The organism is Streptomyces sp. NPDC021562 (genome assembly GCF_040640875.1).
Classification (GTDB): Bacteria; Actinomycetota; Actinomycetes; order Streptomycetales; family Streptomycetaceae; genus Streptomyces.
Window position 1 is genome coordinate 70,762 of record NZ_JBFACN010000015.1, and the last position, 12,998, is coordinate 83,759.

10 protein-coding genes are annotated in these 12,998 nt (G+C 72.1%); 9 read left to right on the forward strand and 1 reads right to left on the reverse strand.

The genetic code is table 11. The features are described from left to right. The first annotated feature begins 351 nt into the window (after positions 1-351). The 9 genes from leuS to holA all read left to right on the forward strand — a co-directional run bounded on the left by leuS (position 352) and on the right by holA (position 12,321). A complete protein-coding gene (leuS, locus tag AB0G52_RS23795; protein ID WP_361338375.1) occupies positions 352-3,231 on the forward strand; it encodes a leucine--tRNA ligase in 2,880 nt (959 codons plus the stop codon). A 151-nt stretch (positions 3,232-3,382) separates the two neighbouring features. Then, positions 3,383-4,111, forward strand: a complete 729-nt coding sequence (locus tag AB0G52_RS23800; protein ID WP_361338377.1) for a hypothetical protein — start codon at positions 3,383-3,385, stop codon at positions 4,109-4,111. A gap of 72 nt (positions 4,112-4,183) precedes the next feature. After that, positions 4,184-5,029: a DegV family protein gene (locus AB0G52_RS23805; RefSeq protein ID WP_132886792.1), complete on the forward strand. Its 846-nt coding sequence runs from the start codon at positions 4,184-4,186 to the stop codon at positions 5,027-5,029. A 130-nt stretch (positions 5,030-5,159) separates the two neighbouring features. After that, complete coding sequence (locus AB0G52_RS23810; protein WP_361338379.1) at positions 5,160-6,332, forward strand: ComEA family DNA-binding protein; 1,173 nt, start codon at positions 5,160-5,162, stop codon at positions 6,330-6,332. Then, positions 6,329-8,971 carry a ComEC/Rec2 family competence protein gene (locus AB0G52_RS23815; RefSeq protein ID WP_361338381.1) on the forward strand — a complete coding sequence of 881 codons (2,643 nt, stop codon included), beginning with the start codon at positions 6,329-6,331 and terminating at the stop codon, positions 8,969-8,971. Before AB0G52_RS23810 ends, AB0G52_RS23815 begins: the two co-directional genes overlap by 4 nt. Positions 8,972-8,975: 4 nt before the next feature. Then, positions 8,976-9,896: an arylamine N-acetyltransferase gene (locus AB0G52_RS23820; protein ID WP_361338383.1), complete on the forward strand. Its 921-nt coding sequence runs from the start codon at positions 8,976-8,978 to the stop codon at positions 9,894-9,896. 174 nt (positions 9,897-10,070) lie between these two features. Further along, the gene (locus AB0G52_RS23825; RefSeq protein WP_132886736.1) at positions 10,071-10,952 is read left to right on the forward strand and encodes a YceI family protein; all 882 of its coding nucleotides are present in this window, start codon (positions 10,071-10,073) and stop codon (positions 10,950-10,952) included. Between the two features lie 50 nt (positions 10,953-11,002). Further along, a complete protein-coding gene (locus tag AB0G52_RS23830; RefSeq protein ID WP_132886735.1) occupies positions 11,003-11,248 on the forward strand; it encodes a hypothetical protein in 246 nt (81 codons plus the stop codon). An 83-nt stretch (positions 11,249-11,331) separates the two neighbouring features. Then, positions 11,332-12,321 (forward strand): DNA polymerase III subunit delta, encoded by a 990-nt coding sequence (holA, locus tag AB0G52_RS23835; protein WP_207921621.1) that lies wholly within the window; start codon positions 11,332-11,334, stop codon positions 12,319-12,321. A gap of 210 nt (positions 12,322-12,531) precedes the next feature. Here the strand turns inward: holA and rpsT are convergent, their stop codons facing one another. Continuing rightward, positions 12,532-12,798 (reverse strand): 30S ribosomal protein S20, encoded by a 267-nt coding sequence (gene rpsT, locus AB0G52_RS23840; RefSeq protein WP_046733201.1) that lies wholly within the window; start codon positions 12,796-12,798, stop codon positions 12,532-12,534. Positions 12,799-12,998 lie beyond the last annotated feature (200 nt).

Genomic DNA, 12,998 nt, shown 5'->3' on the forward strand with positions numbered 1-12,998 from the left:
TTTCAGTTATTGCGTTGTTACCGAAGAGCGATGCCGTCCTGGGGGTGTCCCTTAGTGGACGGTACGCGAAGTAATCTTTGAACCTGGTTCAACTCTCGTCCCGATGGTCGCCTTAGACGCACGTGTCAACCATTGATACGTAAGCGCGTCGCGGCTTGCTCAAGGGCTGCGGTACCCTGACGCCATGCGTGCCGTACGCCTTCTGCTTAGCGGGCCGCGCTGATCAGTCCCGACCGCCGCACGAAGCGGCTGGCCGGCATCGGCGCGGCGTCCCCTCCTGTGCGAGGGGATTTTTCGTTTCTAGAAAGTTCGCAGCCGCAGGCAGAGACGACCGATGGAGCTTTGAGGATCATGAGCGAGACGAACCCCGCTGCCACCGCCACGTCGGCGGAGGTCGCGCCGCACCGCTACACGGCCGCTCTGGCGGCCGAGATCGAGGCACGCTGGCAGGACTTCTGGGACGCTGACGGCACCTACGCGGCCCCCAACCCCAAGGGTGACCTGGCCGGCGACCCCGAGCTGGTCGCCAGGCCCAAGAAGTTCATCATGGACATGTTCCCGTATCCGTCCGGTGCGGGCCTGCACGTCGGCCACCCCCTGGGCTACATCGCCACAGACGTCTTCGCCCGCTTCCAGCGGATGAACGGCCACAACGTCCTGCACACGCTGGGCTTCGACGCCTTCGGCCTGCCCGCCGAGCAGTACGCGGTGCAGACCGGCACCCACCCGCGGGTGTCCACCGAGGCCAACATCGAGAACATGAAGGCCCAGCTGCGCCGGCTGGGCCTGGGCCACGACAAGCGCCGGTCCTTCGCCACGATCGACCCGGACTACTACAAGTGGACCCAGTGGATCTTCCTGCAGATCTTCAACTCCTGGTACGACGACGAAGCCGAAAAGGCCCGCCCGATCTCCGAACTGATCGCCCAGTTCGAGTCCGGTGAGCGTGCCGTACCGGGTCACACGCGCGCGTGGCACGAGCTGACCGCCGCCGAGCGCGGTGACGTCCTGGGCGAGTTCCGCCTGGCCTACGCCTCCGACGCACCGGTCAACTGGTGCCCCGGCCTGGGCACCGTGCTGGCCAACGAGGAGGTCACCGCCGACGGGCGCTCCGAGCGCGGCAACTTCCCCGTCTTCAAGGCCAAGCTGCGCCAGTGGAACATGCGCATCACCGCCTACGCCGACCGGCTGCTGGACGATCTGGACGAGCTGGACTGGCCCGAGGCGATCAAGCTGCAGCAGCGCAACTGGATCGGCCGCAGCGAAGGCGCCCGAGTCGACTTCCCGATCGACGGCGAGAAGATCACCGTCTTCACCACGCGCCCGGACACCCTGTTCGGCGCCACTTACATGGTGCTGGCCCCCGAGCACCCGCTGGTCGACAGGTTCACTCCGGCCGCCTGGCCCGAAGGCACCCACGAGGCGTGGACCGGCGGGTACGCCACCCCGGCCGAGGCCGTCGCCGCGTACCGCACGCAGGCCGCGTCGAAGTCCGACGTCGAGCGCCAGGCCGAGGCCAAGGACAAGACCGGCGTCTTCACCGGCGAGTACGCCACCAACCCGGTCAACGGCGAGCGGATCCCCGTCTTCATCGCAGACTACGTCCTGATGGGCTACGGCACCGGCGCGATCATGGCGGTTCCGGCCGGCGACCAGCGCGACTTCGAGTTCGCCCGGGCCTTCGAGCTGCCGATCGTCTGCATCGTCGAACCGACCGACGGCCGTGGCACCGACACCTCGACGTGGGAGGACGCCTTCGCCTCCTACGACGCGAAGATCATCAACTCGTCGAACGACGAGATCCAGCTGGACGGTCTGCCGGTCCCCGAGGCCAAGGCCCGCATCACCGAGTGGCTGGCCCACAAGGGCATCGGCGAAGGCACCGTCAACTTCCGGCTGCGCGACTGGCTGTTCAGCCGCCAGCGGTACTGGGGCGAGCCGTTCCCGATCGTCTACGACGAGGACGGCGTCGCTCACGGGCTGCCCGAGTCGATGCTGCCGCTGGAGCTGCCGGAGGTCGAGGACTACTCGCCGCGCACCTTCGATCCCGAGGACGCCGACACCCAGCCCGAGACGCCGCTGTCACGCAACGCGGAGTGGGTCAACGTCACCCTGGATCTGGGCGACGGACCGAAGAAGTACCGCCGCGAGACCAACACCATGCCCAACTGGGCGGGTTCCTGCTGGTACGAGCTGCGCTACCTGGATCCGCACAACAGCGAGCAGCTGGTCGACCCGCAGGTCGAGCAGTACTGGATGGGCCCCCGCGAAGGCATGCCGCACGGCGGTGTCGACCTGTACGTCGGCGGTGCCGAGCACGCCGTGCTGCACCTGCTGTACGCCCGTTTCTGGTCGAAGGTCCTGTACGACCTGGGTCACGTCTCGTCGGCCGAGCCGTTCCACAAGTTGTTCAACCAGGGCATGATCCAGGCCTACGTCTACCGTGACAGCCGTGGCTTCCCGGTGCCCGCCGCCGAGGTCGAGGAGCAGGACGGCGCCTACTACTACCAGGGCGAGAAGGTCAGCCGCCTGCTGGGCAAGATGGGCAAGTCCCTGAAGAACGCGGTGACCCCGGACGAGATCTGCGCCGAGTACGGCGCCGACACCCTGCGCCTGTACGAGATGGCGATGGGCCCGCTGGACGTCTCCCGGCCGTGGGACACGCGTGCGGTGGTCGGCCAGTTCCGGCTGCTGCAGCGGCTGTGGCGCAACATCGTCGACGAGGCCACCGGTGAGGTCACCGTCACCGACGCCGAGCCCGACGAGGAGTCGCTGCGCGCCCTGCACAAGGCGATCGACGGCGTCCGCCAGGACCTGGAAGGGCTGCGTTTCAACACCGCCATCGCCAAGGTCACGGAACTGAACAACCACCTGACCAAGGCGGGCGGCGCGGTGCCGCGTACGGTCGCCGAGCCGCTGGTACTGCTGATCGCTTCCCTGGCCCCGCACATCGCCGAGGAGCTGTGGCACAAGCTGGGCCACACCGACTCGGTCGTGCACCAGGACTTCCCGGTCGCCGACCCGAACTACGTCGTCGACGAGACCGTGACCTGCGTCGTCCAGATCAAGGGCAAGGTCAAGGCCCGCCTGGAGGTGTCGCCGGCCATCTCCGAGGAGGAACTGGAGAAGGTGGCGCTGGCCGACGAGACGGTCGTGAAGGCGCTGGGCGGTGCCGGGATCCGCAAGGTGATCGTGCGCGCGCCGAAGCTGGTCAACATCGTCACGGGCTGATCTGAAGGGCCGCCTCCGGGTGGTCCCCTACGGGCAGGTTCGGGGTCCTTCCGGAACTCCGGGCCTGCCCTTTGCGTTTACCGTGGAGGAGCGCGGCCGTCCCCGCCGGGCTCGGAGACGGCCGGGGCGATCGGGAGCGAGGAGGAGCATCGTGGAAGCAGTGATCGCCGTGTTCGCCGTGCTGTTCCTGCTCTTCGTCGCCGGCGGGGCGTACATCACCTTCAAGGCGGTCGGCGCCGCCAGACGCGGTGTGGACCGCACGATCGCGCAGGCCCGGCGCACGGTCGAGGACCAGACACTGCGCGCCAAATCCATGGTCCAGATCGGCCTGGCGGCCGAGATCGCCCAGCTCCGGCTCACCCTGCGCACCTCGATGCGTGCCACCCAGGAAGCGTTGCACGCGGGCGTCGCCGAGGACGAGTCACTGAAGGAGTCCCTCGGCCTCTTCCAGCGGCTCAGCGCCCACGGGCACGAACTGGACGGCGAACTGAGGCGCCTGGAGTCCGAGCCGGACCGGGCCACGCTCGCCACGAGACTGCCCGAGCTGCGCCGGCGTGCGAAGCGTGTCACCGAGTCCGCGGACGCGTTGCGCTGGGCGGCCCGCGACCGGGCCCGCCGGTTCGCCGACGACGACCTGGACACCCTGAGCACGCAGATCGGTGTCGAGGCGGACGCCCTGCGGCACTGGACCCGGCCCGCCTCCGGCCCCGAGACCCCGCCGTGGCCCGAGGCGGCCCCGGGCCAGCAGGACCGTCAGACCTGGCCGGAGGCGCCCCGGTCCGGAGCGGCCGAGGGGCCGGCCCCGTCCGCGATCACTCCGCCGGGCCCGCCGCGGGCGTACCCGTGGCAGAAGAAGCCCCGGCCGGAGAGCACCACTTGACGCGGCCGGTCCGGTGCCGGGTGACCGGGGGCGGGCTGCCGTGCCCGGGCTACGCCAGGTAACCTCCAGCTCATGTCCTGCCATGTCGCGATCGTCACCGATTCAACGGCCTACCTGCCGCCGCGGACGATGGAGCGCCACGGCATCACCGCGGTTCCCCTGACCGTGGTCCTCGGCGACCGGGCGCTCGAAGAGGGCACCGAGATCTCGACCCGGTCCCTGGCCCAGGCGCTGCAGAAACGGCGCTCCGTCACCACGTCCCGGCCCAGCCCCGAAGTGTTCGCCGAGACCTACCGGAAGGTCGCGGAGTCCGGGGCCACCGCCATCGTCTCGCTGCACCTGTCCGCCGAACTGTCGGGCACCTTCGACGCGGCGGTCGTCGCGGCCCGCGAAGCACCCGTCCCGGTACGGGTGGTGGACACCGGGATGGTCGCGATGGCGCTCGGTTTCTGCGCGCTCGCGGCGGCCGAGGCAGCCGAGACGGGCGGCACCGTGGACGAGGCCGTCACGGCGGCGGAGAAGCGGGCCGCGGGCACCTCGGCGTACTTCTACGTCGACACCCTCGACTATCTGCGCCGCGGCGGCCGCATCGGCGCCGCCCAGGCCCTGTTGGGGTCCGCGCTCGCCGTGAAACCCCTGCTCCAACTGGACGGCGGCCGGATCGAACTCCTGGAGAAAGTACGGACGGCGTCCCGTGCCATCGCCCGCCTCGAGGAACTCGCGGCTGAGCGTGCCGACGGGGCGGAAGTGGACATCGCCGTCCACCATCTCGCGGCCCCCGACCGCGCCGCCGCGCTGGCCGACCGGCTGCGGGCACGGGTGCCCGGGCTGGCCGACCTCCACGTGAGCGAGGTCGGAGCGGTCATCGGGGCGCACACCGGACCCGGGCTGCTCGGGGCGGTCGTGTCCGCGCGCTGACCTGTGGACGCGGGGCAGCAGCCTCGTCACGATCACTCGTCCGGGTGGCGAAGTTGTCCACAACCGGCGGACGGTCCACGGAAACCGAGCAAGATCATCGCGGATCGGCGGAAAGCCCGATCCTCGTCGCATGGCACTTCGATCACGCTCACACGAGACACATGCGACCAGCGGCCCGGGCCGGGGCCCCACCTCCGACGGCCGCACCCGGCATCGCCGGTCCCCGGTGCGGGCCGGCGCCCGCCACCGTCCGGCCCCGGCGGACGAACTGCGCCGCCGGGCGGAACTCCTCTTCGGCGAAGGAGGAGTCAGCGGGCCGAAACCGGGTCAAGCACCTCCGGCGGAGGGGACGGTGGCCGGCACCGGGTCCGCGGCCGGACTGACCGCGGCGACGACCGCACTGCGCACGGCCACCACCGGGATGCGCACAGCGGCGGCGGCGCTGTCGACGGCGGCGGCAGTGATGTCGTCCGCCCGCACCCTCGCCGGCGAGACCAGGACCCGGCGCCGGCCGGCTCTTCCGGGTTTGCGGACCCGGCTGGGGGTGGCCGTCCGGGAACGGGTGCCGGTGTGGCTTCAGACACGCGTCGCCATGGAACGCCGGGGCGCCGTAGCCCTCGGGGTGGTCCTCGTCGTGGCCGGGGCCCTCGCGGTGCAGCACTTCTGGACCGGCCGGACCGAGTCCGTGAGCGCTCCTGAGGTGGTGCGCGCCCAGGCGCCGTACGAGAAGGACGAGCAGGCCGGGAAGGCCGGGAGGAACAACGGGCAGGACGCCCCGGCCGCCGCTGCCGGTACGGCCGCGGCGGCCGGTGGGACCGGCGGGGCCGGGAGGACGGGCGGGACCGGCGGTGGCGAGATCGTCGTGGACGTCACCGGGAAGGTCCGGGAGCCGGGGGTCCACACGCTGCCGGCCGGGTCCCGGGTGACCGACGCGCTGCGGGCAGCAGGCGGGGTGCGCCCCGGTGCGGACACCGACGGGCTTAATCGTGCGCGTTTCCTCATGGACGGCGAACAGATCGTCGTCGGGGGGCCTGCCCCACCGGCCGGTGCAGGGCAGGCGGGCCAGGCCGGGCAGGTGGCAGGAGGCGGCGTGGCAGGGGCCGGTCCGTCGGCGCCGGTCTCCCTGAACACGGCGACCGTGGAGCAGCTCGACGCCCTGCCGGGAGTCGGCCCGGTGCTGGCCCAGCACATCGTCGAGTACCGCACCCAGCACGTCGGTTTCCGCTCGGTCGACGAACTGCGTCAGGTCAAGGGCATCGGTGACCGTCGCTTCACGGACCTGAGGGACCTGGTACGGCCATGAGCCGGACGACCGACGGCACCCCGCCCGGAACTGAGGCCGGTCGCCGGGCCGCGCACGACGGCTCGGACCGGCGACCGGGGATCGCGCACCCTCGGCAGGAGGGCGCCGCCGACCTGCGGCTCGTGCCGCCCGCCCTGGCCGTATGGGCGACGGCGGCGCTGACGCTGGACGCGTCGCCGGGGTGGACGACCGGGATCGTCGTCGGCTGCGCGTTGACCGGGTTGATCCTGGTGTGGCGCAGCAGAGCCGGAAAGCGGCCGGGGAACGCGGTGGGGAGCCTCCCGACCACCTCCTCGGCAGCCCCTCCCGCCGCCCCCTCCGTCACCCGCCGTGCCCACCTCGTACTGCCGCGGCCGACGTGGCGGCGGGCCTCCGTCGGTGCCTTGCTGCTCTGCGTCGCCGGGGCGGCCGCCTCCGCGGGGCTGCACGGGGCGGACGTGCGCCGGGGGCCGGTGCCACAACTGGCCCGCGGGTACGCGACGGTGACCGCGGAGGTGGAACTCACCGGTGATCCCTGGGTCAGCAGGCCGCGGGTGCGGGGAGATCACACCACGTCGGCCGCCGTGCTGGTGCGCGGCGAGGTGAGGCGGGTGGAGCGGGGCGACGGGACGGCGCAGACGACGCGTTCGCCGGTGCTGGTGGTCGTCGATCCGGGCGTGCCGGCGCCCGGCGGTGGCGGTCGGACGCGGTGGCTCGGGCTGCTGCCCTCCACGCGGTTGCGGCTGACCGCGCGGCTGGCGGCGCCCACGGTCGGCGGGGACCGGGTCGCGGCGATGCTGCGGGTGCGGGAGCGTCCCGCGCCGGTGGTGGTGGGTGAGCCGAGTGGACCGCAGCGGCTGGCCGGACGGCTGCGGGCCGGGCTGCGGGAGGCGACCGACGGGCTGCCCGAGGACGCGCGGGCGCTGCTGCCGGGACTGGTCGTCGGAGACACCTCGCGGATCACCCCCGAACTGGACGAGGCTTTCGAGGCGACCGATCTCGCACACACCCTGGCCGTGTCGGGCAGCAACCTCACCATCCTGCTCGCCCTGCTCATCGGACCGCCGGGGCTGGCCCAGCAGGTCGAGCGCCGTGGGCTCGCCCCGCGACTCGGGCTGTCGCTGCGGGCGACCGCCCTGTTCGCCTCGGCGCTCACCCTCGGGTTCGTCGTCGTGTGCCGACCCGATCCCAGTGTGCTGCGGGCGGCGGCCTGCGGAGCCGTCGCCCTCCTGGCCCTGGCGACCGGCCGTCGCAGGTCCCTGATGCCGGCGCTGGCGACGGCGGTCCTGCTGCTGGTGCTGTACGACCCTTGGCTCGCTCGCAGTTACGGCTTCCTGCTGTCCGTGCTGGCCACCGGATCGCTTCTGGTGCTGGCGCCGGGATGGGGCGAGGCGTTGCGGCGGCGCGGGGTGCCGGAGCGGCTGGCCGAGGGCCTGGCCGCGGCAGCCGCCGCGCAGGCGGTGTGCGGGCCGGTGGTCGCGGTGCTGTCGGCGCGGGTGAGCCTGGTGGCGGTGCCCTGCAATCTGCTGGCGGAGATCGCGGTCGCGCCGGCGACGGTGCTGGGGTTCGCGGCGCTCGCGGCCGCGCCGGTGGCGATGCCGGTGGCCAGGGTGCTGGCCTGGTGCGCGGGCTGGCCCGCCGGTTGGATCGCCGGGATCGCCCGGGCGGGGGCGGGGTTGCCGGGGGCGGGAGTGGACTGGCCGGGGAGCTGGGCGGGGGCGTTCGTGCTGGCCGGGGTCACGGTGGTAGTCGTGCTGCTGGGGCGGCGCTTGCTGCGGCACCCGTGGTGGTGCGGGGCGCTGGGGGTGCTGCTGGTCCTGCTGGTGGTCCGGCCGGCGCCGTTGGCCCGGGTGGTCACGGGCTGGCCGCCGCCCGGCTGGCGGCTGGCGATGTGCGACGTCGGACAGGGCGACGCGACCGTGCTCGCGGCCGGCGCGGGCACCGGGGTGGTCGTCGACGCCGGGCCCGATCCGAAACTGGTCGACCACTGTCTGCGGGAACTGGGCATCACCCGGGTACCGCTGGTCGTCCTCACCCACTTCCACGCCGATCACGTGGCGGGGCTGCCGGGGGTGCTGAGGGGGCGTGAGGTCGCGCAGATCGAGACGACCGGGTTCGCGGAACCCGCCGACCAGGTGGAGTTCGTCGTCCGTGAGGCCGCCGCGCATCATGTTCCCATCACGCGGGCGGTCGCCGGGGAGCGGCGCAGGACCGGGCCGTTGGACTGGCAGGTGCTGTGGCCGCCCTCTGATCCGGCACCGGAACCGGACGGCCCGAACGACGCCAGTGTCGCCCTGTTGGTCCGTTCGGCCGGGCTGCGGATGCTGCTGCTCGGTGATCTCGAACCGGCGGCCCAGCAGGAACTGCTGAGATCGCCGTCGGCGGCCGAGCTGGGCCGGGTGGATGTGCTGAAGGTGGCCCACCACGGGTCGGCGTATCAGGATCCGCAGTTGCTGCGTCTGGTGGCGCCGAGGGTCGCTCTCATCTCCTGCGGGGTGGACAACCCGTACGGGCACCCGGCACCGGGCACGGTGGCGGAGCTGGAGCACCTGGGGGCGGTGGTGCTGCGGACCGACCGGGACGGGGCGCTCGCGGTGACCGGTGGCGGTGGTGGTGGCGGCGGACGGCAGGCGGGCGAGCTGAGAGTGGCGCGAGACTGAGGGCATGAACTCGGTTGACTCCGCGCGGATCGACGCCTACCTCCACCGCCTCGGCGCCGCCCGCCCGGCCCGACCGACCGCCGAGGCGCTGCGCGAGCTGCATCTGCGGCACCTGCTGGCGGTGCCCTTCGAGAACCTGTCGATCCACCTCGGCGAGGAGATCGTGCTGGAGGAGGACAGGCTGCTGGACAAAGTGGTGGGGGCGGGCCGGGGCGGGTTCTGCTACGAGCTCAACGGCGCCTTCGCCGCCTTGCTCACGGGACTGGGGTTCGGGGTGACGCCGCTGGCGGGGCGGGTGTACGGGGAGGAGGGGCGGCTGGGCATCCCGTACGACCATCTCGCGTTGCGGGTGCGGACGGTGGACGGCGCCGAATGGCTGGCGGACGTCGGGTTCGGGGCACACAGCCACTACCCGCTGGCGTTCGCGGAGCGGGGCGAACAGGCCGATCCCGGCGGGACGTTCCGGATCACGGCGGCTGGGCCGGACGCGGCCGGGGTGAGCGGGGCGGGCCGCGCTGCGGGCGGAGGCGTGGACGTGTCGCGCGACGGGATCTCCGGAGATCCTGGCGTGTCGCGGGACGCGGCGTCCGGAGATCTGGACGTGCTGCGGGACGGGCAGCCGCAGTACCGGCTGGAGGTCAGGCCGCGGGTGCTCGGGGATTTCACGGCCGGGGCGTGGTGGCACAGGACCTCCCCGGCGTCGCACTTCACGCAGTCGCTGGTCTGTTCCCGGGTCACCGAGGACGGTGGACGGGTGACGCTGAGCGGCCGGAGGTTGACGGTGACGGCGGCCGACGGGACGCGTGAGGTGCGGGAGTTGGGGCGGGACGGCGAGGTGCTCGGGGTGTACCGGGAGCGGTTCGGGATCGCGCTGGACCGTGTGCCGGTCGTGCGGAACCCGCCGGGGGAGGACCGGAACGGCTAATTCGCCCTTCGGGGGATGACACGTCTCTACTGCCGCTTAGCGTGCTACTCGTGGGTTGTTCCGGCGGATGTGCTGCATTCCCTTGATGTGGTCGCGTGTTGCCTCGAAAGCCGCATCAGTGATCGAATGTTCCTTCGGTAACGGATGGTGGCGAGGCGTACAGGGGTGGCGTGGATGTTCGGCCGCTTGATGGGAAACCGAACGAACCGGGTGCAGCGGACGAGCCCTCTTGCGGCGGTGCAGACTCCGCCGGACGCCGGGGTGTTGAGCTGCCGGGTGCTGGACCCGGTCAACGAACCGGTGACGAACGCGGAGTTCGCGGTCAGTGACACCAGTGGGCGCACGGTGGTCAGCGGCGGCGCCGACCCCTACGGGTCGTTCGTGACGACGGTGCCCGCGGGGGAGTACCGGCTGGCGGTGTCCGCCGAGGGGTTCGCGCCCTACCGGGCCACCGCGCAGGTCGGCGAGAACTGCCTCGCCTCGCTCGGTGACGTGACCCTCCAGGTCGCCGCGCCGCCGGAGCTGCCCGCGCCGGGGGACTGGGAGATCGAGCCCGCGCATTCCTCGATCGGCTTCACCGCCCGGCACATCGGACTGGCCCGGATCCACGGGCGGTTCAACTCGTTCGCGGGTGCGGTGCGGATCGCCGAGCAGATGGAGCGGTCCGCGATGCACGTGGTGATCGACGCCGCCACCATCGACACGGGCGTCCGGATGCGGGACGACCACCTGAGGTCGGCCGACTTCCTGGACGCGCAGCGTTTTCCGACGCTGGAGTTCTACAGCGAGCGGTTCGTGCACAGGGGCGGCGCGCGATGGGGTGTCACCGGGGCGCTGTCCCTGCACGGTGTGACGCGGACGGTCACCCTCGACACCGAGTACCTCGGCATGGGCAACGGCATGGAGGGCGAGGTGCGGGCGGCCTGCCGCGCCACGACCGAACTGCACCGGGACGACTTCACCGTGAGCTGGCAGACGATGCTGGCGCGCGGGATCGCCGTCGTCGGGCCGAGCATCCGGGTCGACCTGGACGTGCAGATCGTGCCCAGGGGCTGAGCCGCCCGTCCGGATCGTCGTGGGGCGCGGCGGTGCCCGACAATGAGGCCGTGAGCGATGTGAGACATGTGCTGGTGCTGCCGGACCGGGACGCGGCACAGGAGGCGGCCGAGGCGCTGAGCGAGCGGTTCGGGGTCGCCGAGGAGCCTCGGCTGGTGCGGGACGCGCTGGCGGGCGAGGACGACGCGGAGGACGCGCAGTGGCTGGTGCTGCTGCGGGACGAGGACGGGCGGCTGGATCCGGCGGCGCTGGACGAGTTCGCAGGGGAGTGGGAGGGCTGGCGGGAGGAGCCGTGAGCCGCCGCTGCCCGGGAAGGCGACGCTGACGGGCCTCTGGCCGCGCGGCCAGGTTGTCAGTGCGCCGTGGGATGCTTGGCGCGATGCCCAAGAAGACTGCTGATGACGATCCGCTCGCCCCGGTGACCCTCGCCGTGGGTCAGGAGGACCTGCTGCTCGACCGTGCCGTGCAGCAGGTGGTGGCCGCCGCCCGGGCCGCCGATGCCGACACCGACGTACGGGACCTGACCCCGGACCAGTTGCAGCCCGGCACCCTCGCGGAGCTGACCAGCCCGTCGCTGTTCGCGGAGCGCAAGGTCGTGGTCGTGCGCAATGCGCAGGATCTGTCCGCCGACACGGTCAAGGACGTGAAGGCGTATCTGGGGGCGCCCGCCGAGGAGATCACGCTCGTGCTGCTGCACGCGGGCGGGGCCAAGGGCAAGGGGCTGCTGGACGCGGCGCGCAAGGCGGGGGCGCGGGAGGTCGCGTGCCCGAAGATGACCAAGCCGGCCGATCGGCTCGCGTTCGTCAGGAGCGAGTTCAGGGCGCTCGGGCGGTCCGCCACGCCCGAGGCGTGTCAGGCGCTCGTCGACGCCATCGGCAGTGATCTGCGGGAGCTGGCGTCCGCCGTGTCCCAGCTCACCGCGGACGTCGAGGGCACCGTCGACGAGGCGGTCGTCGGGCGGTACTACACCGGGCGGGCCGAGGCGTCCAGCTTCACCGTCGCCGACCGGGCCGTGGAGGGGCGTACGGCGGAGGCGCTGGAGGCGTTGCGCTGGTCGCTGGCGACCGGGGTCGCACCGGTGATGATCACGAGCGCGCTCGCGCAGGGCGTGCGGGCGATCGGGAAGCTGTCCGGGGCCAGGGGCGGTCGGCCCGCCGATCTCGCGCGGGAGCTCGGGATGCCGCCGTGGAAGATCGACCGGGTGCGGCAGCAGATGCGTGGCTGGACGCCGGACGGGGTCGCGGTCGCGCTGCGGGCCGTCGCCGAGGCGGACGCGGGAGTGAAGGGCGGCGGGGACGATCCCGAGTACGCCCTGGAGAAGGCCGTGGTGACCATCGCGCGCGCGGCCCGGTCCCGAGGGCGCGGCTGAGAGTTGCCGCGAAAGTCCCGCCGGGAGCGGGCATGACGAAGGCCCCGTCCGGCGCCCTGGGGAAGGGCGGGGGCGGGGCCTTGTCGCACAGCTGTCGAGTCCGTTCCCGCGTGGCGAACGCAGGCCGCGAACAGACTCTGGGTGCCGGTCGGGAGCGGATGAGAGAGGGCCCGCTCTGGGTCCTTCCGGCGGTCAGATCAGGGAAGAGGTTCAGCCCTGGAGGGAAGCGACCTTGGAAGCAAGCGCCGACTTCTTGTTGGCGGCCTGGTTCTTGTGGATGACGCCCTTGGAGACGGCCTTGTCGAGCTGACGCGCAGCAGCGCGCTGGAGCTCGGTGGCCTTCTGGACGTCGCCCGCGGCGGCGGCCTCACGGGCCTTGCGGATCGCGGTCTTCAGGGAGGACTTGACGGCCTTGTTGCGCAGCCGAGCCTTCTCGTTGGTCTTGATCCGCTTGATCTGGGACTTGATGTTCGCCACGAATGAGCCTTTTCAGGTTCTGGTACGGGCCAGGAGTTCTCCGCGCGACGAAGGCGTGGAGGAGTCCGGATCCCCTACCGGGTGTTTTCTGATTGACGTGCCTCGCGCTGAGAGGGCATGAGACACAGCTGCCCACACTAGCAGTGGGGCGGCGGCCAGCCCAAACCGTGCCCCGGTCGCTCTCCATGGGACCATGGAGG

Bases quoted from the DNA above. Each gene is read 5' to 3' on its own strand.
- leuS (WP_361338375.1), top strand. From the start codon at position 352: ATGAGCGAGACGAACCCCGCTGCCACCGCCACGTCGGCGGAGGTCGCG.
- AB0G52_RS23805 (WP_132886792.1), top strand. From the start codon at position 4,184: ATGTCCTGCCATGTCGCGATCGTCACCGATTCAACGGCCTACCTGCCG.
- AB0G52_RS23810 (WP_361338379.1), top strand. From the start codon at position 5,160: ATGGCACTTCGATCACGCTCACACGAGACACATGCGACCAGCGGCCCG.
- AB0G52_RS23815 (WP_361338381.1), top strand. From the start codon at position 6,329: ATGAGCCGGACGACCGACGGCACCCCGCCCGGAACTGAGGCCGGTCGC.
- AB0G52_RS23820 (WP_361338383.1), top strand. From the start codon at position 8,976: ATGAACTCGGTTGACTCCGCGCGGATCGACGCCTACCTCCACCGCCTC.
- AB0G52_RS23825 (WP_132886736.1), top strand. From the start codon at position 10,071: ATGTTCGGCCGCTTGATGGGAAACCGAACGAACCGGGTGCAGCGGACG.
- holA (WP_207921621.1), top strand. From the start codon at position 11,332: ATGCCCAAGAAGACTGCTGATGACGATCCGCTCGCCCCGGTGACCCTC.